Below are 23821 nucleotides of genomic sequence, written 5' to 3'. Positions count from 1 at the left end.
CCCGCCGGGTCAGGACTCCCCGGGCCGCATGCTGAAGTCGTACTGGGCGGGCAGCCGTTCGCCCGGTGCGGCGAGGCGGGCCCACAGCTCGGCGATGACCTCCGAGCCCTCGCGCAGGTCGGCGACCTCGAAGCCCTCGTCGAACACGGCCCGTGCCGCCTCCTTGTCGCCCTCGGCAAGGAGGAGCCGGGCCTCGACGAGCCGGAAGCGGCCGCGGGCGCGGGTCGTGGCGTGCAGCCGGTCCCAGACGGTGCGGGCCGCTCCGGGGCGACGGGCCGCGAGCAGCGCGTCGATGGCCTCGCGGCCCAGCGCCGCGGTGGCCGCCGTCCATGCCTCGCCGTCGTCGCGCCGCTCCTGGCACAGATCCTCGAAGGCTTCGGCGTAGCGGTCGGCCGCGCGTTCGCGATGGCCCGCCTCCTGGTCGGCGACGGCCAGGCAGCGCAGCAACGGCCAAAGAGACGGGGCGAGTTCGAGGCCGCGCTCCCAGCTGCGTACGGCCTGGGCCAGGTCGCCCGCGTGCCATTGGGCGACGCCGAGGTGGTACTCGGTGAGCGGCTGCGCGGGCGCCGTCTCCAGCATGTCCCGCCAGTGCGGCGCGACGAGGGTGGGCCCGGGCGGTCCGACGCGGCGCGGCTCGGGGATGGAGCCGGTGCGCAGGAGGTCGAGCCAGGGTGCCTGCGCCGGGCCGAGGGTCGACTCGGTGAAGGGGGTGCCCGGCAGTTTGAAGTCGCCGCGCAGGACTTCGAGGGCGCCCCACCCGGAGCCCTCCGCGAGCGACTCCTCCGGTTCCGCGTCCGCGTGCGGGCGCCAGGCCGCGTAGGCGGCGTCGACATCCGCCCTCGGCAGCGCGGCTTCGAGGCACTCCTCGACCTCGCCGCGCGCGGCCGCCCAGTCCTCGGCGGAGTGCACGGCGTCGGGCGCCGCGGACAGCGGCCCGTACGACTCCAGCCAGGCGAACTCGCCCTCGGCGTCCAGGCGTACGTGCTCCAGCTGCGTACGGGCGAGGCCCGCCTGTATCTCGGCGTAGCCGCGAGTGCCCGGCTCGGTCAGCCACTCCTGCCAGCGCCGCCCGCCCTCGCCGTGGCCCCACAGGAACAGCTTGCGGCCGCGCAGCAGGTCGGTCGAGGTCTGCACGAGCCCGTGCCCGTCGTCGTCGAGCGCGGCGATCCAGCGGCGCTGCCCGTCGGGGACCTCGTAGAAGTAGTCGGCCGGGAATTCGCCGCTGAGGGGATAGGTGCGGTCCACGCCGTCGGACTCCGGGACGGGGACGCGGCGCAGGCTGCGCTCGTAGCCGAAGTGCCAGGCCTCGTCGGCGGGGGCGAGGACGCGGTGTTCCTCGGGGACGGCGATGTTCGACCACCAGTAGACGGGCGCGGGCCGTTCGTGGGGATTGCGTACCCGCACCCCCACGTGGAGGAAGTCGGATCCGGCGGGCAGCCACAGGTCCACCTGGAACGGCAGGTCGCGCAGGCGCTCCCACTCCCACAGGCGCAGCATGTCGCCGCCGTCGGGCGCGGTGACGCGGGCGGCGTGCAGAGGTGCGCAGGACAGGGTGGTGTGCCCGGTCGCGCCGATGTTCCACTCGATGCCGCCGGAGAACCAGGCGCCGTTGAGGGCGAAGTCGGCGGGCTGGAACACCGGGTTGCGGTACAGGAGTTCGCGCCCGGTGGGCTTGTGGAACATCGAGTGGACACGGCCGCCCAGGCCCGGCAGGACCGTGACGCGCAGCCGGTCGTTCTCGATCACGAGCGTGTCGAGGGTGAGGGCGGCGCGCTCGCGCCCGTAGCCGTTCTTGAGCCGCTCCGGCAGGACGCTGCGCAGCTTCTCGTAGCCGATCTGGCGGGCCATGTCGCGCGGCATGCCCTGCTTGGAGCGGTCGTCGACTTCGTGGAGTTCGTCGAGGGGCCGCAGCGGCGGCAGCGGGTCGGGGGCACCCACCGCCACGCCGGGCAGGGTCAGTACGTCGCGTCGAAGGGTCGTCCGCTCGGCCTGCGAGTCCGTCAAGTCCGCCTCCAGGTTCATGGGGCCCGCCGTCCGCACGCGGTGTGCCCCGACGACCATGGAACAGGCTCGCCCCCGAGCTGACCAGGGGCTCTCCGGGTCAGAATTGAGCAAAGACGCATTTACGGAAGAAGGTCAGCCGCAGGCGCCGGGCATCTCGGCCGTGAGCGCCCAGCGCTCGTGGTCGCGCCAGGCGCCGTCCACGAAGATGAAGTCGGGCGAGTAGCCCTCCCGGCGGAACCCGGCGCGGCGGGCGAGCGCGATGGACGCCTCGTTGCCCGGCTGCATGTTGATCTCCAGGCGGTGCAGTCCGAGGGGGCCGAAGGCATACCGGACGACGAGGCCGAGGCCCTCGCTCATGATGCCGCGGCCCGCCGCGTGTGCGAACACGCCGTAGCCGAGGGCGCCGCTGCGGAAGCCGCCGCGGACGATGTTGTTGATGTTGATGAAGCCGGCGATGCCGCCACCGCCCCCGTCGTCCGTCCGCTCGCACACCAGGAACCCGCAACGGGTCGGATCGTCGATGAGTGCGCCCGCGTAGGCGGCGTAGGTGTCGGCGGCGGTGGGTGGGAAGAGCCAGGGGTGGTGCAGGTCCGCGCTCTCCCGCGCCCGCGCGGTGAACTCTTCTCCGTCCGCGAGCGTGAAGGGGCGTATGCCCACGTGGGGGCCTTCGGCGAGGTAGCGGCGGCTGGTGGCAGACATCCGGCCAGCCTACGCCGCGGCCGTGGGGCGGCAGCGGGTTCGTGTCACGTGCGCCTGCTGATGCAGTAGCCGCCGCAGATCGCCCCGCTGACGGAGCCGAGCGCCGGACGGAGCGGCATGGACACTTCGGGGGTCAGCAGGCGGATCCTGACCTGCCGGGTGCTCTCGAAGATGAAGACGACGACGAGGACGACCAGCACGATGACGGCGATCCGGTCCGGTGAAGGTGCCGGTGACGCCGCTCCTGTCGGAGCTCGCCGTGTCCTTGGGACTCATCCGGGGGACCCTTCCGTCGGAGCGACGCGTGCCTTCCCCGCCCAGCATGGGCAGCCGGGCGGGGTTCGCGCACGGCGGGGTGTCCCTCCGCGGCGGGGCCGCGGCCGTACGGGTGACGGCCGCGGCCCCGGGGTCGCCCTACTGTCCGACGACCGGCAGCTCCAGGACGCCGGTGTCCTCGGGCGCGCTGGTGACGGTGACGGGCTTGATGCCCTTGTTGCCGCTGTACGCGTCGTCGCTCGCCGCGATGACGAACTGGAGGCGGTGCCCCGTCTCGTAGCGGTGGACGATGCCGGGCAGCGACACCGTGAAGGAGCGGGTCACGTCCGGCACACGGACCGGTGCGACCAGTCGGTGGACGAGTGTCTTGCTGCCGTCCGGCGCGATGTCGTACAGCTTCGCGAAGAGGACGAGTTTGTCGGCGGCGTCGTCCGAGTTCTGGACGCGCTCGGTCTTCGGTGAGACGACCTTGAGGGTGGCCTTCGGGGAGCCCACGACGTCGGTCGTGCTGGTCAGCGGCTCGCTGGTCCAGCCGAGGTAGGTGCCCGCGGTGTCGCGCGGGGCGGGGTCGGGCAGGCCGATCAGGCCGGCGAGGGAGGACTCGGAGTGGCTGGTGGGGATCAGCCAGTTCGCGTACTCCCGGCTGCCGCGCGCGACCTTCGCCCGGTTGTCGACGAGCTTGCCGTCGCCGGACAGATACAGCTTCCGGCTCGGGGACGGGACGCTCTGCGCGGTGGCGTAGGTCTGGTCCGGGTCCGTGATCCAGTCGCGGTAGTAGGCGAACGCGGGGCCGGTGTCGACGTCCTTCTTGTGCTGGAGGTAGCGGTCGAACCAGGCGAGGATCCGCTTGCCGACGTACGAGGTCTCCAGGTTGCCCTGCGCGAGGTTGAGTTCGCCGCTCGCCGGATCCGTGAGGCCGCCGCTGTGACCCCAGGACTGCCAGATCATCTTGGTGGTCGTGCCCTGTGCCTTGAGGGTCCCGTACGTGGCCTGCGCCTCGTTCAGGTTGAAGAGGCTGTCGGACTGGCCCTGCACGAGCAGTGTCGGCGCCTTGACCCGCTTCAGGTACGAGACCGGGGAGACGCTGCGCGCGTAGTCGAGCATCGGTCCCGTCTTGTCGGACGGGTAGCGGCCGGAGTTCAGGGTGCTGATCGTCTCGCAGGCGTCGGTGACGAAGTGCAGGCAGGTCAGCTTGTTGATCCGGGACGGGTCGAGAGACGGTTCGAGGAGGGGCTGGCCCTCACCGATCAGGTAGAAGCCGTTGGTCCACTGCCACTTGAAGGAGCCGGGGACGGAGCGGTCGGCGGCGTTGTTCGGGTCGAGGGAGTACGCCAGGTCGTTCCAGGTGATCATCGGGACGAGCGCGTCCACGCGGTGGTCGACCGCCGCGGTGGCCAGCTGGATCGCGCCTCCGTACGAGCCGCCGATCATGCCGACGCGGGGGTCGCCCTTGCCGTCCTCCGTGACGTAGTCGGCCTTCGTGCCGTCGTCGGCCGCGCGGGTCCCGGCGAGGAAGTCGACCAGCCCGGAGGCCGCGGCGCCGTCGATGCGGGGGTCGTCGAGCGAGACGAGGCACCCCGACTTGCCGAAGCCGAGTCCGGAGTAGACGAGTCCGACGTAGCCGCGCGCGGCGAAGGCCTTGCCGATGGCGTCGGTCGAGCCGTCGGACTTGCTGCCGCCGAAGCCGTTGGTGGCGAGGACGGCGGGTGCGGTGTGGGCGGCGTCGACGCCCGCGGGCCGGTAGAGGTCGGCGTCGACGACGCAGCTGCGGCCGCCGGCCTGGACGGTGAACTTCAGTGCGGTGACGGTGTATTCGCCCGTCTGCTGCGTCGGTGGCGTCGCGTTCGCAGGCGCTGCGAGGGCGAGGGGCGCGGCGACCACGGCGCCGAGGGCCAGCGCCAGGGGTGATCGCGGTCGGGATCGGGGCACGGCTACCTCCACGCTGAGGAAGACCCACCGGCTACCGACCGGTAAGTCTGGGCGTGGTCATGTTGTGACACGTGTCATACGCGGGTCAATCACCGGGACGCGTGTTTCTTGACGAAGATTCAGTAACCGAAAGATTCAGGCCAGCGCGGGCACATCCAGGCTCAACGTCCCGGCGTCCGCGTCGAGTTCACCCGCAATGCCGAACGGGATCGTCAGCGCCCCCTCGCAGTGCCCGAAGCCGAACTCCTCGACGATCGGTACGCCGAGACCGCCGAGCCGGTCGGCGAGCAGCGCGCGCAACCCGTCGTACGCGTCGCACTCCGCCCAGGATCCGAGCAGGATCCCCGAGACCCCGTCCAGCCAGCCGGCGCGCAGGAGTTGGGTGAGGTAGCGGTCGATGCGGTACGTCTCCTCGCCGGTGTCCTCCAGGCACAGCAGCCCGCCCGCGGCCGAGGGCCGGGCGTGCGGGCTGCCCAGGTCGGCGGCGAGCAGACAGAGGCAGCCGCCGAGCGTGACGCCGCGCGCGGTACCGCCCACGAGCGGCCGTCGGCCGTCCACCGACGTGATGGTCTGCACGGTCTCCGGCGCGAAGAGCGTGGCCTTCAAGTGGTCCTGCGCGCGGGCGCTCTTGAGGAAGTCGGCCGCCGCGACCATCGGTCCGTGAAGGGTCACGAGACCGAGCCGGGCGGCGAACGCCTCGTGCAGCGCCGTGATGTCGCTGTACCCGACGAACGCCTTGGGCCCGGCCGCCCGCATCGCGTCCCAGTCGAGCAGGTCGGCCATGCGCTGCGCGCCGTATCCGCCCCGCGCGCACAGGACGGCGTCGACGGACGGGTCGCACCAGGCCCGCTGGAGACCGGCGGCGCGCTCGGCGTCACCGCCCGCGAGGTAGTCGAACCGACCATGGACCGTGCGGACTTGGGGTTCGACGACGGGCTCAAGGTCCCAGCCGCGCAGGATGTCGAGACCTGCCTCCAGCCGGTCCTCGGGCACGGGTCCGCTGGGCGCGACGACGGCGACGCGCGCTCCGGGGGCGAGGCGTGCGGGTCGGGTCAGCGGTGTCGGTGACGTCACTTGGACAGCTCCAGCGTGGGGATCCCGGTCGGATGGAGGCCGAACACCTGGGCGTACAGGGAGAGTTCGGACTCCAGGACGCGGATCATGGTGTCCGCGCGCCGGAACCCGTGGCTCTCGCCCTCGAAGGCGATGTACGCGTGCGGGACGCGGCGCCCCTCCAGGCGGGCGAGGAAGCGCTCACACTGCGCGGGCGGGCAGATCACGTCGTCGAGGCCCTGGAGCAGCAGGAACGGCGCGGTGAGCCGCTCCGCGTGCTCGGCCGGCGAGCGCTCCACGTACCGCGCGGGCACTTCGGCGAGCGGTCCGACGAGCGACTCCAGGTACTGGGACTCGAAGTCGTGGGTCTCGCCGGAGCCCCAGGCCGTGAGGTCGAGGATGGGGTAGAGGATCGTGCCGCAGGCGTAGACGTCGGTGCCGGTCAGGGACGCGGCCGTGGTCCAGCCCCCGGCGCTGCCGCCGCGGATCGCGAGCCGGTCGCGGTCGGCGGTGCCCTCGGCGGCGAGCGCGAGCGCCACGGCGGCGCAGTCCTCGACGTCGACGACGCCCCACTGTTCGCGCAGGCGGTTGCGGTACTCACGGCCGTAGCCGGTGGAGCCGCCGTAGTTGACCTCGGCGACGCCGATGCCGCGCGAGGTGAAGTAGGCGATCTCCAGGTCGAGCACGAGGGGCGAGTGCCCGGTGGGGCCGCCGTGGGCCCACACGACATAGGGCGGGAGTTCGTCGTCGGGCGCGGCGTGGGTGGGGCTGTGCGGCGGATAGATGTGGGCGTGGACGTCCCTGCCGTCGGGACCCGCGAAGGTCCGGATCTGCGGCTCCGGGCAGTACGCGGGGTCGACGGCGTCGGTGTGCGCGGCGCCGACGACGCGCGCCCGGCCCGTAGCCGTGTCGAACTCCACGATCTCGTGGCCGGTGCGGGGGCTGGCGGCGATGCCGACGACACGGGTGCCGTGCACGGCGAGGGCGGGGCTCCACTCGGTCCAGGGTCCGGCCGTGTCCACGACCTCGCCGGTCGCCGGGTCGAGCACGCCGAGCGCGGTGGCGCCGACGCCGTGGACGACGGCGATCAGGCCGCTCTCCAGCGGGGCGAACCAGCGGTGGCCGATCTTCCAGAGCGGCCCGCCGAACTCCTCCTCGCGCGGGCACAGGGCCCGCGGTTCGCCGTCCGGGCCGACGCGATAGAGATTCCACCAGCCGCTGCGGTCGCTGGAGTAGACAAGGGCGCCGTCCGGAGCCCACTCCACCTGCGCGACGGACTCTTCGGGCCCGCCGAACGCCGTCCTCGCCCCGCTGAACGTGCCGCCCTCGGTCACGTCCGCGACGACCAGCTCAGTGCCGTCCCACGGCATGCGCGGATGGTCCCAGGCGAGCCAGGCGGCGCGGCCGCCGTCGGGCGAGAGGCGCGGTCCGGTGACGAAACGGTGGCGCCCGTCGGAGAGTTCGCGCACGGCGGTGCGGTCCCCGGCCGCGCTTCCGTCGAGGGGCACCGCGGCGGCGACGCGGCGCACGTCGGTCGGCCCGTCCCCGGTGAACTCCTCCAGGACGCACCACACTTCGCCCCGGTCGAGGTGGATCTGCGGATCGGCCCAGCGCAGCCCGTCCCCCACCGCGGAGACGGGGGTGAGCGGGCGGGGTACGGCGCCGGGGGCGTCGGGCTCGTAGGCGTAGAGCCGCTGGTCGGCGAAGTCGACGAACACCACCAGCGGACCGCGCGGGCCCTCGGGGCGCCCGGCGCCGGCCCACGGCTGGCCGCCGTACTCGATGACGCGGCTGCGCACGTTCCACGGCGCGGGCAGCACGGTGTGCTCCGAGCCGTCGGCGCGCCGCCTGACCAGGGCCCGCCGACCGCCCTCGCCGGGGCGGGGCTCGGTCCACCACGCCTCGTCGCCGACGAAGCCGACGTACTCGGGCTTCCCGTCGTGCGCGGCGGCGAGCGCGGCCGTGATCGGCGACGGCCACGATCCGTAATTCTGGATCAGCACCAACTTGTCCACGTCCCCCATGACTTCAGAGGCCCCCATGTTCTCCACGTGCGACGCCATTTTCCTAGACCGTCTCCCCAACCGATGCCGAAACCCGCCCGACGGCGCCTACGCGGACCGCAGGAAGCGGTCGAGCACGCGGACGCCGAAGTGCAGCGCCTCCACCGGGACCCGCTCGTCCACGCCGTGGAAGAGCGCCTGGTAGTCGAAGCCCTCGGGGAGCTTCAGCGGCGCGAAGCCGTAGCCCGTGATGCCGAGCCGCGAGAACTGCTTGGCGTCGGTGCCGCCCGACATGCAGTACGGCACGACGTGCCCCTCGGGCGCGAACTCCTCGACGGCCGCGCGCATCCCCGCGAACGTCGGCGAGTCGACCGGTGCCTGGAGCGCGACCTCGCGATGCTCGAACACCCAGTCCACATCGGGTCCGGTGAGCAGGTCGAGGGTCTCGCGGAACTCGTCCTCGCCGCCCGGCAGATACCGGCCGTCGATGTGCGCGCTCGCCTCGCCGGGGATCACGTTGATCTTGTATCCGGCGGACAGCATCGTCGGGTTGGCGCTGTTGCGGACGGTCGGCGCGACGAGCGCCGCGGCCGGGCCGAGCTTGGCGAGAAGTTCGTCGGCCGAGAAGTGCGGGGAGTCCACGCCGGCGTCGATGCCGTACAGGGCGGCGAGTTCGGTGAGCGCGGCGGCCACGGTCGGGGTGAGCCGCACCGGCCACTCGTGCGCGCCGATCCGCGCGACGGCGGCGGCGAGCCTGGTGACGGCGTTTGCGTGGTTCACCTTCGAGCCGTGGCCCGCCTTGCCGTGCGCGGTGAGCCGGAGCCAGCCGGTGCCGCGCTCGCCCGCCGCGATCGGGTAGATCTGCTTGCCGTAGCCGTCGTGGAAGGTGAAGGCGCCCGATTCGCTGATGCCCTCGGTGCAGCCCTCGAAGAGGCCGGCGTGCTGGCCCGCGAGGAAGCCGGAGCCGTCCTCGGCGCTCGCCTCCTCGTCGGCGGTGAAGGCGACGACGATGTCCCGGCGCGGGCGCACCCCGGCGCGGGCCCACTGCCGGACGACCGCGAGGATCATCGCGTCCATGTTCTTCATGTCGACCGCGCCCCGGCCCCACACGACCCCGTCGCGGACCTCGCCGGAGAACGGGTGCACGCTCCAGTCGGCGGCCTCCGCGGGGACGACGTCGAGGTGGCCGTGGACGAGCATCGCGTCGGCGGACGGGTCCGTGCCGGCGATGCGCGCGACGACGTTCGTGCGCCCCTTCGTGCGTTCGAGGAGGGTGGGCTCAAGACCGGCTTCGGCAAGCTTCTCGGCCGCGTACTCGGCGGCCGGGCGCTCCTGGCAGTCGCCGCCCCCGCGGTTGGTGGTGTCGATGCGGATCAGCTCGGACGTGAAGGTCACGACCTCGTCGAGCGCCTGATCGTCCACCTGAAATGCCTGGTCAGCCATACTGTTCCTCCACCGCGGCCGAGACGATCGTGGTGACCGCCTTGAAGGTGCGGATGCCGTCGTACATGGTGTCGTTCGTGTAGGAGACCCTGCGCTCGCCGGTGCGCCGGACTCCGGGCACCACCGTCGCGGCCATCGACAGGTGCTCGGCGTCGAATTCGAGCTCGATGGTGAACGGGCCGCCCTCGACGGGCTCGTGGCGCACGGCGAGCGCCGCCGCCTCCTTCGCCGCGGCCCTGATGTCGGCGGCGGTCCGCTTCGGCGTACGACAGACAGCCGCATACCGGGACACATAGTCCTTGACCGCGACCTTGCGGGCCTCTGGCGCGTAGCCGAGCGCGTCGTCGCAGGTGAGGTCGTCGCCCGTGACGAGGACGACGGGCACGCCGTACTCGGCGACGACGTGCGCGTTCAGCAGGCCCTCGCTCGCCCGTACGCCGTTGATCCAGACGCCGGTGATGGAGTTGGCGAGGTACGTGTGGGCGAGGACGCCCTCCGTGCCGGCGCCCGTGTGGTAGCCGATGAACGCGATGCCGTCGACGTCGCCGTGCTGGACACCCTCGACCATGGAGAGCGTCTTGTGGCGGCCCGTGATCATCTCCGCGCGCTCGTCGAGCTGCTCCAGGAGCAGATTGCGCATCGACCAGTGGGCCTCGTTGATGAGCACCTCGTCGGCGCCCCCGTCGAAGAAGCCGAGCACGGCGGCGTTGACGTCCGAGGTGAACATGGACCGGCAGCGCTCCCACTGCGGGGTGCCGGGCAGCACGTCCCCCGGCCAGGTCACGCCGGTGGCGCCCTCCATGTCGGCGCTGATGAGGATCTTCATGGCGCAACACGGTACGCGTCAGGGAACGCGCAGGCCAGAGCCACCCTGAGAGCCAGAGGTCCAGTCCACCGAAAGGCGGCAGGCACCCCTCCTGTCGGGCGGATGCGCCGGCGTCAGGACGCGGCCGGGTCCCGGCGCTCCTCCACCTCGTCCGCCTTCATCGCCCGCGTCTCGCTCTTGAGGATCCGGAGCGACTTGCCGAGCGCGCGCGCCGTGTCGGGGAGTTTCTTCGAACCGAACAGGACGATGACCACGATCGCCACAATGAGCAGGTGCCAGGGCTCAAGACCGTTGCGGAACATTTTCGCTCCACCCTTCGTCTCTTCGGGCGAGGTGGGCACCACGGACGGCACCCACCAAGAAGCTTGCTACATTGCGCAACTGTACAACCCCGGATCCGAGTGAGGGCGCACCCCATGGCAGGCACCCGTGAGCAGTTGACACCCGCGCGCCGAGGCGGCGGCGCCAAGTCCCCCGCACGCGCGGCGCGACCGAGGCGCAGCCGCGTGCGCTTCACGCTCGCGATAGCCCTGTCCCTGCTCGTCCTCCTGACGGGTGGCGTGGGCTGGCTGTATCTGAAACTCGGCGGCGACATCAACACGTTCAGCTCGGACGGCATCTCCGGCGACCGCCCCGACGCCGACGCGTCGCAGGGGGAGAACGTCCTCGTCATCGGCTCCGACGCGCGCACCGGGGGCAACGAGGCACTCGGCGGGGGCGACAAGGGCGACATCGGCCGCTCGGACACGACGTTCCTGCTGCATGTCTACGCCGACCATCGCAACGCCGTGGCGGTGTCCGTCCCGCGCGACACCCTCGTCACGATCCCGCCCTGCAAACTGCCCGACGGCAGCTGGACCAGCAATCGGCCCGACACGATGTTCAACGCGGCGTACTCGACCGGCGAGACCGCCGGCGGGAACCCCGCCTGCACGCAGAACACGGTGGAGAAGCTGACGGGCCTGCGCGTCGACCACACCGTCGTCGTGGACTTCAAGGGTTTCGCCGCCCTGACCGACGTCGTCGGCGGCGTGAAGGTGTGCCTGCCGCAGGCCATCTACCAGCGCGACCTCAACCCCCATCGCACGACCCCCGGCAAACTCCTGTTCCCGCGCGGCGAGCAGAGCGTCTCCGGGCAGAAGGCCCTCGACTACGTCCGCCTGCGGCACGGCATCGGCGACGGCTCCGACATCGGCCGCATCAAGCGGCAGCAGGCCTTCGTCGGCAGCCTGATCAAGGAGATCAAGAGCAACGGCCTGACGCCCACGAAGCTCCTGCCGCTCGCGAACGCGGCCACGCGGTCGATGACCGTCGACCCCGGCCTCGGCTCCGCCGACAAGCTCCTCTCCTTCGCGATGTCCCTCAAGAACGTCGACCTGCACAACACCAAGTTCGTCACGATCCCCTGGCGCTACGAGGGAAGCCGCGTCGCGGTCGTCGAGCCGGACGCCGACGCGCTGTGGGCGTCGCTCAGAGAGGACCGGACACTCGACGGGAAGGACGCCAGCGGCAAGAAGGGCGCCGGGCCGAGCGCCTCACCCGCGTCCTCCGCCGCGCCGGATCCGGGGGACGGCATCCGCGTCACGGTCTACAACGGAACGACCGTCATGGGACTGGCCGCCCAGGCCGCGCGCGCCCTTGAGGACGACGGGTTCACCGTCACGGGCACGGCGACCGCGAACACCCGGAACCAGGCGACCACACTCATCCAGTACGGCCCCGGCGAGAAGACGCGAGCGGGCACGCTCGCCCAGCGGTTCCCGGGCGCACGCCTCGAAGAGACCTCGACCGCGGGCATCAAGGCGATTCTCGGGCAGGACTACGCGGACCATCCGTCGACCGCCGCGACGGCGTCGCCGGAGCCCACCGGCATACCGTCCGACGTCTCCGACGACGCCCGCTCCGCCGACGACAGCCTGTGCTCGAACCTGTCCTACGGATGACGCGCCACGGCTGGGCACCACGGCTGAACCGATGCAACCGACCGGGACCGTTCAGCGTCTTCACCTCTGTCTGTACAGTTGCGCAAATTCGCAACGCACAGCCAAAGCACAAGCACCACACATCACCGAGGGGAACGACGCACACGTGGGCATCATCAGCTGGATCATCCTCGGCCTCGTCGCCGGAGTCATCGCCAAGGTCCTGCTCCCCGGCCGCGACCCGGGCGGCCTGATAGGCACCACCCTCATCGGCGTCGCGGGCGCGTTCGTCGGCGGCTGGATCTCGTCGCGGTTCCTGGACCGCCCGATCGACAACCAGTTCTTCGACGGGACCACCTGGATCGCGGCCATCGGCGGCTCGCTCGTGCTGCTCATCGGCTACCGCCTGCTCTTCGGCAACTCGCGCGACTGACGGGCCGGTCGATCCCCCATGGGCCCCGGCCCGCCGGCGTCACCGTCCGGGCCGGTGCGCCTCACGAGCATCCCTGCCCGTTCGGCGCACGGCGCCGGTGAGGTGCTGCTCCACGACGAGGGCGGCGCGCTCGTCGGCCAGGTCCGCTTCCGGCTGTGCGCGCCCTGCCGCACGGGCCGGCTCCTCGGCATCTGGATCCTGGAGTCACGCCGACAGGAGGGGCTCGGCCGGCGGGCGGTGCGGGTCGCGCTGGCCCAGGGCCACGGCTACCGCTGGAACACCACCCTCCAGACCCGCCCGGGGCGCGGCTTCTTCCTCGCGGTGACCGCGCACGAAGGCGTCCCGCTCGGGCACGGCCGGCCCCTCTGCCCGCATCTCCTGGGCCCCTTCGGCAACGCCCTGCGCCGCCTCGGCCTGCGGCGGCTAGTGTGCCCGCCCCACGACGAGCCAGCGTGACGGGAGCTCGATGCGGGTGCCGTCCGGTGTGTACTCCGTGGTGGTGAGCGGGAGTTCACCGCTCGCGAGCACGTCGAGGCCCGCGGTGCGTACGTAGTCGGGGACCGCCGCGTCGGACACCTCGCAGGGTGCGATGCCGTGCGCGAAGACCGGTGCCAGCTTCGCGGGCGGGCCCGTGGGGCTCTGCGCGAGAGACATCAGGACGGGCCGGGCGGCCTCGGCGAGCTCCACGACGAAGGCGCGGCCGCGCTCGCCGACGAGCGCCGCGATGCCGTCGACGAGGGCCTGGCGGTCGTCGGTCTCGCACTGGTGGAGCACGCCCCGCATGTACACGTTCGCGTCGCCGAGCTCGGAGTGCAGCTGGTGGGCCTCGGTCTGCTCGGTGGCGTCGAGCTGCCGGAAGTCGGCCCGGCCCGCGGGGTCGGCGCGCCGGGCGTGGCCGAGGGCGGCGTCGGAGAGGTCGGCGCCGACGACGCGGGGGTAGCGGTCGGCGAGGAAGCGCGTCTGGGTGCCGTTCCCGCAGCCGAGGTCCACGACAGGAAGGCCCTCCGTCAAGTGCGGCTCGAACAGGGCGAGATGAACCTTCGCGGTGAGGGCGGGCTCGGCGTCCCAGAAGACTCCGCCGGGTTCGCCGGGAGCCTCGCGCCAGAAGCTCTCCCAGGCGTCCTTGTACCGACTCGTCACGCTCATCTGCAACTCCCGGGGTGCGGTGGCACGGCAAGATCGGTCTACCGTGCCCCGGGCCCGCCCACAAGCACCCCGCGCATACCTTCACGCCGCATTCGATACGGGTACGCCCGATGCGCCCCTTCGCCAACTACGCTCGCGGCAGGGCCAGTTCGAACCACACGGTCTTGCCGGAGCCCGTACGACTCGTGCCCCACTCCCTGGCAAGGGCGCTCACGACGCGCAGGCCGCGCCCGAACTCGTCGCCCGGGCCCGCGTTGAGCAGCGTCGGCAGCCTCTGGTCGTCGTCCTCGACCTCGCACACGAGGGCCCCCGAGCGCACCAGGCGTACCTCGACGCTGCGGGTGCGGGCGTGCCGTACGGCGTTGGCGACGAGCTCCCCGGCCATCATTTCCGCGGGGGCGATGAGCGCGCCGAGCCCCCAGGCCGTGAGCTGGTCGCGAACGAGGGCGCGCGTACGGGGCACCTCGGCGGGGTCGGGGGTGACGCTCCAGTGGGCGACGTCCTCGGGCGCGATGCCGTTGAGCCGAGCCATGAGGAGGGCGACGTCGTCCTTGCGGCCGCCGCAGGTGTTCAGGGATCTGATGATGGTGTCGCAGGCGGCGTCCATGGAGGCCGCGGGGTGGGCGGCGGACTCGCAGAGCGTGGCGAGGCCGACGCCGATGTCCTCGCCGCGCACCTCGACGAGGCCGTCGGTGCACATGACGAGCCGGTCGCCGGGCGCCATCGGGACGCGGACCGATTCGAAGGGGACGCCGCCGACGCCGATGGGCGCGCCGGTGGGCAGTTCGAGCAGCTCGCTGCGGCCGTCCTCGGCGCGGACGAGTACCGGCGGGATGTGCCCGGCGTTGGCGAGCTCCAGCTCGTTCGCGATCGGGTCGTAGACCGCGTACAGGCAGGTCGCGAGGTAGTGCTCGCCGAGGCGCTGAGCGAGGTCGTCGAGGTTGCGCAGGAGCTGGGCCGGCGGCAGGTCGAGGGCGGCCATGGTCTGGACGGCGGTGCGCAACTGGCCCATCATCGCCGCCGAGTTGAGCCCGTGACCCATGACGTCGCCGACGACGAGTGCGGTCCGCGAGCCCGGCAGCTTGATCGAGTCGAACCAGTCGCCGCCGACGCGGCCCAGGAGCGTGCCGGGCAGATAGCGGGTGGCGATGTCGCAGCCGGGCATGTGCGGCTCGATGTGCGGCAGCATGCTGTCCTGGAGGGTCTCGGCAACGCTCTCCTGGTACGTGTACATGCGGGCGTTGTCGAGGACGAGGCCCGCGCGGGCGGCGAGTTCGGCACCGGTGACGCGGTCCATGTCGTTGAAGACCGGGCGTTCCCGGTGGCGCAGCAGGATCATGAACCCGAGGACGACGTTGCGCGCCTTCAGGGGCACCACCAGCATCGAGCGGTCGGTGATGAGGGGCCTGATGTCGCGCTTCTCGAACTGCGACGCGATCGCGTTGCCCATCTCCTCGGTGATGCGCGGGACGAGGACGGGCTGCCCGGAGGTCATGCACTGGAAGAACGGCGTGTGCGCGGGGAACGGCATGGACTCGCCGACGGGTACGACGTCGTCCCAGCGGCCCGGCTCGTCCGTGTGCTCCAGGGCTACGCGGTGCCACAGGGTGGTCGCGTCGGGCGGGCCTTCGGGAAACCCCTCGCCCGCGACGACCTGTTCGCGCAGATAGGTGCCCGCGACGTCCGTGAAGCGCGGCACGACGGCCCGGCTGACCTCGATGATCGTGCGGGACAGGTCGAGGGACGAACCGATGCGCCCGCTCACCTCGTTGAGGAACTCCAGGTGTTCGCGGACTGCGGCGTACTCGAGGTCGTCCGCGTCGTCGTCGGGTGCGCGGCGCGGCGCGGGCAGTCCGGCGGCGGCCGCGCGGGCGGCCTCCTCCCTGCGGGCCTTGCGCTCCGCGCGCCGGGGCACGCCCCAGTCGGCGGTGACGGGTACGCGGTCGTGGAGGCTGAACTCCAGTACGGGATAGCCGAGTTCGAGCACCTGGGAGACGATGCGGGCGCTCTCGCCGACGCTCATGCTGGGCAGGATGGCGGGGAGTCCGCGGGCCAGCTCGTCCGCTCCGGGGAAGTCGGTGTGCAGGGCGAAGCCGGGCGCGATGCGCTCCAGGGGCTGCCCGTCGGGTACGTCGTCGGCGTGCAGCCGGCCGGCGTCGGCGGCGAGTACGAGCAGCTTCTCGGGACCGGGGCCGACGAGCGGGTAGGCCCACCACAGGACGTCGATGCGCTCCCGGCGCGGAGCTTCGAGGCGGGCGCGGCCCGCGGCGGGGTACGAGGCCCGCCCCTCGAGCGAGGACTCCAGGCCGGGGCCGAGCCCGTCGTACGCGCCCTCTTCCCCGTACGCCTCGGAGTTGGGGCCGTCGGGCAAAACACCGGAGACGGGCAGCAGGTCGGTGGCGGGGCGGCCGACGGCGTCCTCGCGCGCGGGGCCGAAGAGGCGGCGCGCGCCGGTGCTCCAGTGCGAGACGAGTCCGGACTCGTCGACCACGACGACCGCCAGGGGTACGCGGCCGGGCACGGGGCTCTGCGGGGCCGTCCCGGTGCCACTGTGCATGGCCTGCGCTCCCTTCCCCGCGCGGCGACCGAGCGTCATTGGTTCGGCCCTTTCCCGTTCCACGGTACGCGGTACGGGGGTACAGGGGGCTGCATCGGCCGAATTGAACGGGCGTTGCGCGCCGGGGCCGGGCACGCTGCCCGGCCCCAACACTCAGTCCTCGTGGCCCAGTTGCAGGTCACGCTCCGTGCGGCCGCCGCCCGCCATGTGCAGCACCGTGGCGACCGGCGGGTAACCGGCGGCGATCACGGTGTACTCGCCCGACGACAGGTCGACGAAGCGGAACGTGCCGTCGGCGCCCGTCGTGAGGGTGTCGACGACGTTGCCCGCCGCGTCGAGGAGGGTCACCCGCGCGTCCTCGACGGGGCGTCCTCCGCCGGCCCTGACCGTGCCGCGCAGCACGGCGCCGCCCGCGAGTTCGACGTCCTGGCGGGTCTCGCGCGCGGCCATCACGGTGACGGGGAGCGCGGCGGGGCGGAACGCGGGCGCGCTCCCGGCGAGCGTGTACTCGCCGGCCACCAGCTCCGTGATGACGTAGCCGCCTTCGCGCCCGCTGCGGGTCGTGGAGACGACCTCGCCGTGGACGTTGGTCAGGGTCACGGTGGCGTCGCGCACGGGCGCACCGTCTGCGGTCAGCACGCTCCCGGCGAGCCGCCCGGCGCCGCCGAGGACGACGTCGAGGTCGACGGGCCGCTCCCCCACGGTGACGGTCACGGCCTGGGGCTGGTGTCCGCCCGCCGCCGCGATCAGGACGTAACTTCCGGCGCCGGGCGTCGACAGGGCGTACCGGCCGTCGTCGCCGCTCGCGCCGCGTCCGATCTGCTGGCCGCCGACGTCGATGAGGGTGAGCGCGGCGCGCGGCACCGCGGTCCCGTCGGGGTGCTGGACGATGCCGCAGACCGGCACACCGGCGCCGTACGAGGTCCGGGCCTGGGACGGGACTGAGGTGGTCTCGCCGCTCGGGGCGCTGTGGGGGGCGGCACTGGACAACAGGGGTGTCTCCTTGAGGAAGAAGGCGATCACGAGGCCGAGGACGAGCACCGGGACGAGGTAGAGGAAGATCCGGGGCATCGCGTCGGCGTACGCCTGGATGTAGCCGTCGCGCAGCGCGCGTGGCAGGGCGTGGACGAGCTGCGGGGTGATGGACTCCGGGTCGGGCAGGCCCGCTCCCTTGGGCAGCCGGTCCGCGAGGGCGTCGGCGAGCCGGTCGGCGAAGAGCGTGCCGAAGATCGCGGCGCCGACGCTGCCGCCGATCTGCCGGAAGTAGTTGTTGGCGCTGGTCGCGGTGCCGATGTCGGCGGGGCGCACGGCGTTCTGCACGGCGAGGATCAGCACTGGCATGATCAGGCCGATGCCCGCTCCGAGTACGGCCATGTAGAGGCTGTAGTGCAGTCGCGGGGTGTCGACTTCGAGGCGGGACAGGAGCCACATGCCCGCCGTCGAAAGGGCCCCGCCGAGGATCGGGTAGATCTTGTAGTGCCCGGTGCGGCTGATGAGCTGGCCGGAGACGATCGAGGCGATGACGATGCCGCCCATCATCGGCAGCATCAGCAGCCCCGACTCGGTGGCGCTCGCGCCGTCGACCATCTGGAGGAAGGTCGGCAGGTAACTGGCCGCTCCGAAGAGGGCGATGCCGATGACCATGCCGACCAGGCTGGTGATGTTGAAGACGGGGTCGCGGAACAGCCGCAGCGGGATGATGGGTTCGGCGGCGAAGTGCTCGGCGACGACGAAGAGCACGGCCGTCACGGCCGCTCCGGCGGCGAGCCCGAGGATGACTCGCGAACCCCAGGCGTATTCGGTACCGCCCCAACTGGTCAGCAGAACGAGGCAGGTCGATGCCGCCGCGAGGAGCAGGGCCCCGAGGATGTCGAGTTCGGCCTTGACCTTGGGCCGGGGCAGTTTGAGCACGACGGTGACGACGGCGAGCGTGACCAGGCCGAAGGGCACGTTGATGTAGAAGCACCAGCGCCAGGTGAGGTGGTCGGTGAAGTAGCCGCCGAGCAGCGGGCCCGCGACGGACGCGAGGCCGAACGCGGCGCCGATGAGGCCCATGTAGCGGCCGCGTTCGCGAGGCGGCACGATGTCCGCGATGATCGCCTGCACGCCGATCATGAGCCCGCCGGCGCCGATGCCCTGGACGGCGCGGAACGCGATGAGTTCGTCCATGTTGCGCGACCAGCCGGCCAGCGCGGAGCCGACGACGAAGACGGCGATGGCGAACTGAAAGACGCCCTTGCGGCCGAAGAGGTCGCCGAGTTTGCCGTAGATCGGCAGGCCGATGGTGGCGGTCAGGAGATAGGCGGTGATCGCCCAGGACATCTTGTCGAGGCCGTGCAGCTCGCCGACGACCTTCGGCAGCGCGGTGGCGACGATCATCTGGTCGAGCGCGGCGAGCAGCAGCGCCAGCATGAGCCCGAAGAAGACCATGCGGACCCGGCTCGGGCCGAGGCCGTGGTCCGGGAACTGCCGCTGCTCCACGGCCGGTTGGGGCTCGGGGGCCGGGGTCGGTTCCGTCGCCGGCACCGGCCACGGCTCACTCGTCACCAGCGTCGTCGTGCCCACCTGTCGCTCCCCTCGTCGCGCCTGCGCCGCATATTTCTCGCATTACGCGACAACTGCGGGCAAGCGCGACGAGCGGCGGCTCCGGCGGGTTCCGGGCGCGAATGCGCCGGTGGGAGCCCTACGGCGTACAACCGCGCGCGAACGGAAAACCACTCGAAACGGTGAGCACTACATCGGGGTACTGCACCGGCGCACTACACCGAGGTCACTTCTCCACCTCGGCGGCGAGCTTCGCGAGGACGGCGTCGTAGATGCGGCCGAGGCCCTTGGGGGCGAAGGTCTTCTCGAAGAAGCCGCCGATGCCGCCCGCGCCGTTCCACACGGTGCTGACGACGACGCGGGAGGCACCCTCGCCGGAGGGGGTCACACGCCAGGTGGTGACCATCGAGGAGTTGCGGTCCTTCTCGACGAGCTCGCCGTCGGTGGGCTCACCGACCTCGAGGAGGCAGTCGCGGACCCGCTTGCTGGTGGCCTGGAGCTTCCAGTGGACGAGCGTGCCCTCGCCGTCACCGCCCTCGCGGACCTCGTACTCGCTGAAGTGCTCGGGCAGCAGCTTCGCGCGCGTGCCGCTGTAGTCGGCGAGCGCGTCGAATACGTCGTCCGGCTTGGCGGCGATGACCCGCTCCGTGATGGCCTCGACCTGCGCCATGGCACTTCCTCCAGCAGTCGGTGTTCTCGGTGTTCGAGAGGGAGGCCCAAGCCAACCACCCTCCTGGGTAGCCACCAAAATCGGGGTCGCACGATCAAGGGAACATGTGTTCTATTCTGTGCCCAGTGCTAGCTAGGAGGCGTCATGCGCTGGGAGAACCTCACGGAGAATCCGGCCGAAATCCCGACAGGGAGGGTCACGGACGCCGCGCTCTTCGGCGCGGACAGCGTGATCACTCGCACCTTCGACACGCCTGAATTCGCGGGCGTCACCTTCCACGAGATCCGGGCCAGGTCGATCGTGAACCGCGTGCCCGGCGCCTCGCGCATGCCGTTCGAGTGGACGGTCAACCCGTACCGGGGCTGCACGCACGCGTGTGTCTACTGCTTCGCCCGCAAGACGCACAGCTATCTGGACCTCGACACGGGCCTCGGCTTCGACAGTCAGATCGTCGTGAAGGTGAACGCGCCGGATCTGCTGCGCCGCCATCTGGCCTCGCGCCGCTGGCACGGCGAGCACATCGCGATGGGCACGAACGTGGACTGCTACCAGCGCGCGGAGGGGCGCTACCGGCTGATGCCGGGAATCATCGAGGCGCTCAGGGACTACGCGAACCCGTTCTCGATCCTCACGAAGGGAACGCTGATCCTGCGCGACCTCGACCTGCTGCGGCAGGCCGCCGAGGTCACCGACGTCGGCGTCTCCGTGTCCGTCGGCTTCGTCGACCGCGAGCTGTGGCGCACGGTCGAGCCGGGCACGCCCGCGCCGGAGCGGCGCCTCGACGTCGTCCGCGCCCTCGGCGAGGCCGGCATCGGCTGCGGGGTCCTGATGGCCCCCGTGATCCCGTTCCTGGGCGACCACCCCGGGCAGCTGCGGGAGACCGTACGGGCCGTCGCGGCGGCCGGGGCGACCTCCGTGACGCCGCTCGTGCTGCATCTGCGGCCCGGGGCGCGCGAGTGGTTCATGTCCTGGCTCGGCCACCACCACCCGCACCTCGTGCGGCGCTACGAGCGGCTGTACGCGGAGGGCGCGTACGCCCCGAAGTGGTACCAGCGCCGGATCACCCGTCAGGTGCACGAGCTGGCCGAGGAGTTCGGCATCGGCCCCTCGCGCGCGGAGGCCCCGCGACGGCTGCGCGCACGCCAGGAGCCGGAGCCCGCCCCCGCAGCCACCCAGCTCACGCTTCTCTGATCGCGCTCCTCCCGGACACGTACACGCCAATCGGGTCAACTCTGCACGGAACAGGACGTTCTCGGCATGGATTCGGGGACCATGCCGCGGGGGCCGCGCGCTCGCGGCCCCGAACCCTCCGCCCTGGGAGGCCCGATGAAGAAACGCGTAGCCGCTGTGTGCGGCGCCGCCACCATGGTGGCCGGCATGCTCGCCGCGGCTCCGGCCGCCGCCGCCCCGACCCTTTCCGTCCAGCGCGCAGCCCTCACCTGGAAGGACTGCGGCACCAAGAAATACCCGACGCTCCAGTGCTCCTCGGTGCGGGTGCCGCTCGATCACAACCGCCCCGCCGGCAAACAGATCACGCTCGCCCTGTCCCGGGTCCGGCACACCGCGAAGACGTCGCAGGGCCCGCTCCTGGTGAACCCGGGCGGCCCCGGCGGCAGCGGCCTGGCGCTGGCGGGCTTCGTGGCACGCGAGCTGCCGAAGAGCGTCGCCGCCCAGTACGACGTCGTGGGCTTCGACCCGCGCGGAGTCGGCAAGAGCAAACCGGCCCTGAACTGCCGGCCCAAGCACTTCGCCACCGTGCGCCCGCCCAGCGTGCCGTCCACGCCGGCGATCGAGCGCGCCAACCTCGACCGCGCGCAGGCGTTCGCGAAGGCGTGCACCACCAAGTACGCGGACGTGCTCCCGTACTTCGACACGGTGAGCGCCGCCAGGGACTTGGACGCGATCCGCGCGGCGCTCGGCGCGCAGCAGCTCAACTACTTCGGCTACTCGTACGGCACCTACCTGGGCGCCGTCTACGCCAAGCTCTACCCGCAGCGCGTGCGCCGCCTGGTGCTCGACTCGATCGTCGACCCGGGCGGTGTCTGGTACGACGACAACATGGGGCAGGACCACGCGTTCAACGCCCGCCACCAGGCGTTCCTCGCCTGGGTCGCGCGGCACGACGCGACGTACAAGCTCGGCAAGGACCCGGCGAAGGTCGAGGCCGAGTGGTACGCGATGCGCGACGCCCTGCAGAAGAAGCCGGCGGGCAAGAAGGTCGGCGCCGCCGAACTGGAGGACACCTTCCTGCCGGGCGGCTACTACAACGGCTACTGGCCTTATCTGGCCGGGGCGTTCGCGGCGTACGTGAAGGACAAGGACCCGGCCCCGCTCGTCAAGACGTACAAGGAGCTCGGCGCCGTCGACGCCTCGGGCGACAACGGCTACAGCGTCTACACGGCCGTGCAGTGCCGCGACGCCGGGTGGCCGCGCGACTGGAACCGGTGGCGCGACGACAACTGGCAGGCGTACGAGAAGGCGCCCTTCTCGACCTGGAACAACGCCTGGTACAACGCGCCGTGCGCGTTCTGGCCGATGAGTCCGCTGGCGCCGACGGACGTGTCCAACGACGAGCTGCCGCCGACGCTGCTCTTCCAGGCCACCGACGACGGCGCCACGCCCTACGAAGGCGGGGTCGCCGTCCACCGCGAGCTGCGCGGCTCCAGTCTGGTGGTCGAGCAGGGCGGCGAGAACCACGGCGTCAGCCTGAGCGGGAACGTCTGCCTGGACCGGTACCTGGCCGACTATCTGCGGACCGGGAAGGTGCCGCGCGGCAGCGGCGAGACCGACGCGACGTGCAAGAAGCTGCCGGAGCCGAAGCCGCTCGCGAAGAAGGGCAGGGCCGCCGGTCCGCCCCCGTCACGCGGTATGCGCCTGCACGGGCTGATGGGCTTCCGCGGCTGAGCAACTCCCTGTGATGCACACCCTGGCCGGGGCGGTGTCCGCCGGGTCACGATGGGCGCATGAGCACCCCTCGAACCCACGACACCGCCCCTGCCGCGGTCCCGGCGGCGGACATCCACGTCCGGGACATGGCCGACGCCGACTGCGAGGCGGTGGCGGGGATCCGGATCCGCGGCTGGCGGACGGCGTACGCGGGCCTGATGCCGGCGTCCTATCTGGCCGCGCTGAGCGTCGAGGAGGACGCGGCGCGCCGCCGCGAGCGTCTCGCGCAGGCCGGTTCGTCGGTGGTGAACGTGGTCGCGGAGCGCGCCGGCGACCTCGTCGGCTGGGCCTGCCACGGCCCGTCCCGCGACGACGATCTCCCGCCCGGGGAAGCCGAGTTGTACGCGATCTACGTGCACGACGGGCAGCTGTCCACCGGCGTGGGCCGCACCCTCCTGGACACCTGCCTGGACCGCTGCGCCGACGCCGGCTACGAGCGGATACGACTGTGGGTACTCAAGGGCAACGCCCGCGCCCGCAGGTTCTACGAGCGCGCCGGGTTCACCCCGGACGGCGCAGAGGAGCCGTTCGAGGTGGACGGGGAACCCGTACCGGAAGTGCGCTACGTGCGCGCCGTCCGCCGCTGATGCTCGGGCTTCAGCTCCAACGCTGCTCGGGCAGTCGCGCGAGGGCGCGCACCGCGGCCTCCGCGAGCGCCGGGTGGGCGAGGGCCGCGGTCAGGGCCGGACGGGCTCGGGCGTCCCCGAGGCTGCCGAGCCCCTCCACGCACGCGAGCGCGACCGCGCGGTACGGATCGCGGGGGCCGAGGCGCCGCTCCAGGGTGGTGATCAGCGCGGGCGCGGACTCGGGAGCGCGCAGCGCGGCCAGGAGCCGCACCGGGTGCAGCGCGTAAGCGACCCGCAGCTCGTTCGTGGCGAGCGCCGCGGCCGCGCGCGCGGTGCGCGGGTCGCCGAGCGCGGCCAGGGCGTGCGCGGCCGTGGCACAGCGTGCCGGGTCGCGGTGGTTGAGGAGCAGGACTAGCGCCTCGAAGGCCCGGCGGTCCCCGGCCGCTCCGAGGCGGTACGCGGCCAGCTCACGCGCCCACAGCGGCTGCCCGGGCTCGGTCAGCACGGCCGCCAGCTCGTCGAGGTCGCCGGTCGCCGCGATCCGGTCGAACAGCGGGGAGGCGCCCGACTCGGCCCGTAAGCGCTCCGTCACCGATCGCAACTCTTCGTCCATGCGGTCCAGCGTAGACAGGCCTCAAGCCCCGGCGACGTAGATCACAGAGACTGATGAACGCCGAGGGCTGGCGCGCTCGTTACTCGCCGGTTAACCTCAATTGAGCGGGGCACACTCCCCGCACCCCACTCCTGGCGGCCTGGTGACGCAGCCGCCGAGAGTGCCAGTCGGTTCGGTGCCTCAGGTACCGC

General features: G+C 72.0%; 19 protein-coding genes and 1 pseudogene. 6 read left to right on the top strand and 14 right to left on the bottom strand.

Features of this window, described 5'->3' with window-relative positions:
• Nucleotides 1-9 precede the first annotated feature (9 nt).
• The 9 genes and pseudogenes from CG723_RS02855 to tatA form a co-directional block, all read right to left on the bottom strand.
• The gene (locus tag CG723_RS02855) at nt 10-2004 is read right to left on the bottom strand and encodes a DUF5107 domain-containing protein (RefSeq protein WP_234374100.1); all 1995 of its coding nucleotides are present in this window, start codon (nt 2002-2004) and stop codon (nt 10-12) included.
• Between the two features lie 132 nt (nt 2005-2136).
• Complete coding sequence (locus CG723_RS02850) at nt 2137-2703, bottom strand: GNAT family N-acetyltransferase (RefSeq protein ID WP_100591544.1); 567 nt, start codon at nt 2701-2703, stop codon at nt 2137-2139.
• Nucleotides 2704-2747: 44 nt separating this feature from the next.
• Nucleotides 2748-2903 carry a DUF1049 domain-containing protein gene (locus tag CG723_RS02845; RefSeq protein WP_324902369.1) on the bottom strand — a complete coding sequence of 52 codons (156 nt, stop codon included), beginning with the start codon at nt 2901-2903 and terminating at the stop codon, nt 2748-2750.
• Between the two features lie 214 nt (nt 2904-3117).
• The gene (locus tag CG723_RS02840) at nt 3118-4908 is read right to left on the bottom strand and encodes a CocE/NonD family hydrolase (RefSeq protein WP_234374099.1); all 1791 of its coding nucleotides are present in this window, start codon (nt 4906-4908) and stop codon (nt 3118-3120) included.
• A 135-nt stretch (nt 4909-5043) separates the two neighbouring features.
• Nucleotides 5044-5982 (bottom strand): S66 peptidase family protein, encoded by a 939-nt coding sequence (locus CG723_RS02835; protein ID WP_199841636.1) that lies wholly within the window; start codon nt 5980-5982, stop codon nt 5044-5046.
• The gene (locus CG723_RS02830) at nt 5979-8003 is read right to left on the bottom strand and encodes a dipeptidyl-peptidase 5 (protein WP_234374098.1); all 2025 of its coding nucleotides are present in this window, start codon (nt 8001-8003) and stop codon (nt 5979-5981) included. The genes CG723_RS02835 and CG723_RS02830 overlap by 4 nt, the downstream gene beginning before the upstream one ends.
• Nucleotides 8004-8072: 69 nt before the next feature.
• Complete coding sequence (locus tag CG723_RS02825) at nt 8073-9407, bottom strand: M20/M25/M40 family metallo-hydrolase (RefSeq protein WP_100591541.1); 1335 nt, start codon at nt 9405-9407, stop codon at nt 8073-8075.
• Nucleotides 9400-10233 carry a M55 family metallopeptidase gene (locus tag CG723_RS02820; protein ID WP_100591540.1) on the bottom strand — a complete coding sequence of 278 codons (834 nt, stop codon included), beginning with the start codon at nt 10231-10233 and terminating at the stop codon, nt 9400-9402. Before CG723_RS02820 ends, CG723_RS02825 begins: the two co-directional genes overlap by 8 nt.
• A 146-nt stretch (nt 10234-10379) precedes the next feature.
• A pseudogene (gene tatA / locus CG723_RS02815) lies at nt 10380-10535 on the bottom strand (Sec-independent protein translocase subunit TatA); the annotation flags it as partial.
• A gap of 114 nt (nt 10536-10649) precedes the next feature.
• Here tatA and CG723_RS02810 point away from each other — a divergent pair.
• The 3 genes from CG723_RS02810 to CG723_RS02800 all read left to right on the top strand — a co-directional run bounded on the left by CG723_RS02810 (nt 10650) and on the right by CG723_RS02800 (nt 13044).
• Complete coding sequence (locus CG723_RS02810; RefSeq protein ID WP_100591538.1) at nt 10650-12176, top strand: LCP family protein; 1527 nt, start codon at nt 10650-10652, stop codon at nt 12174-12176.
• A 145-nt stretch (nt 12177-12321) separates the two neighbouring features.
• A complete protein-coding gene (locus CG723_RS02805) occupies nt 12322-12588 on the top strand; it encodes a GlsB/YeaQ/YmgE family stress response membrane protein (RefSeq protein WP_100591537.1) in 267 nt (88 codons plus the stop codon).
• Between the two features lie 54 nt (nt 12589-12642).
• Nucleotides 12643-13044, top strand: coding sequence for a GNAT family N-acetyltransferase (locus tag CG723_RS02800; protein WP_159032375.1), 402 nt, complete (start codon nt 12643-12645; stop codon nt 13042-13044).
• Here CG723_RS02800 and CG723_RS02795 read toward each other — a convergent pair.
• The 4 genes from CG723_RS02795 to CG723_RS02780 all read right to left on the bottom strand — a co-directional run bounded on the left by CG723_RS02795 (nt 13012) and on the right by CG723_RS02780 (nt 19505).
• Nucleotides 13012-13734: a class I SAM-dependent methyltransferase gene (locus CG723_RS02795; RefSeq protein WP_100591535.1), complete on the bottom strand. Its 723-nt coding sequence runs from the start codon at nt 13732-13734 to the stop codon at nt 13012-13014. The two genes, CG723_RS02800 and CG723_RS02795, sit on opposite strands and share 33 nt — an antisense overlap.
• 127 nt (nt 13735-13861) lie before the next feature.
• Nucleotides 13862-16291, bottom strand: coding sequence for an ATP-binding SpoIIE family protein phosphatase (locus tag CG723_RS02790; RefSeq protein ID WP_199841635.1), 2430 nt, complete (start codon nt 16289-16291; stop codon nt 13862-13864).
• Nucleotides 16292-16444: 153 nt separating this feature from the next.
• A complete protein-coding gene (locus CG723_RS02785; RefSeq protein ID WP_442802510.1) occupies nt 16445-18856 on the bottom strand; it encodes an MFS transporter in 2412 nt (803 codons plus the stop codon).
• 205 nt (nt 18857-19061) lie between these two features.
• A complete protein-coding gene (locus CG723_RS02780; RefSeq protein ID WP_100591533.1) occupies nt 19062-19505 on the bottom strand; it encodes an SRPBCC family protein in 444 nt (147 codons plus the stop codon).
• Nucleotides 19506-19649: 144 nt separating this feature from the next.
• On the opposite strand from CG723_RS02780, the gene CG723_RS02775 reads away from it, so the two are divergent.
• From CG723_RS02775 to CG723_RS02765, 3 genes are all read left to right on the top strand, one after another.
• Nucleotides 19650-20696, top strand: coding sequence for an Rv2578c family radical SAM protein (locus CG723_RS02775; RefSeq protein ID WP_100591532.1), 1047 nt, complete (start codon nt 19650-19652; stop codon nt 20694-20696).
• 135 nt (nt 20697-20831) lie between these two features.
• Nucleotides 20832-22409, top strand: a complete 1578-nt coding sequence (locus CG723_RS02770; RefSeq protein ID WP_100591531.1) for an alpha/beta hydrolase — start codon at nt 20832-20834, stop codon at nt 22407-22409.
• 59 nt (nt 22410-22468) lie between these two features.
• Nucleotides 22469-23038: a GNAT family N-acetyltransferase gene (locus CG723_RS02765; protein WP_100591530.1), complete on the top strand. Its 570-nt coding sequence runs from the start codon at nt 22469-22471 to the stop codon at nt 23036-23038.
• A 10-nt stretch (nt 23039-23048) separates the two neighbouring features.
• Here the strand turns inward: CG723_RS02765 and CG723_RS02760 are convergent, their stop codons facing one another.
• Nucleotides 23049-23630: an adenylosuccinate lyase gene (locus CG723_RS02760; protein ID WP_100591529.1), complete on the bottom strand. Its 582-nt coding sequence runs from the start codon at nt 23628-23630 to the stop codon at nt 23049-23051.
• Between the last annotated feature and the right edge of the window lie 191 nt (nt 23631-23821).

This window comes from Streptomyces sp. CB01635, from assembly GCF_002803065.1.
In the GTDB taxonomy this organism is placed as follows: domain Bacteria; phylum Actinomycetota; class Actinomycetes; order Streptomycetales; family Streptomycetaceae; genus Streptomyces.
Note: the sequence above shows the minus strand (reverse complement) of the source record. Positions and strands in the feature narration are given on the sequence as shown.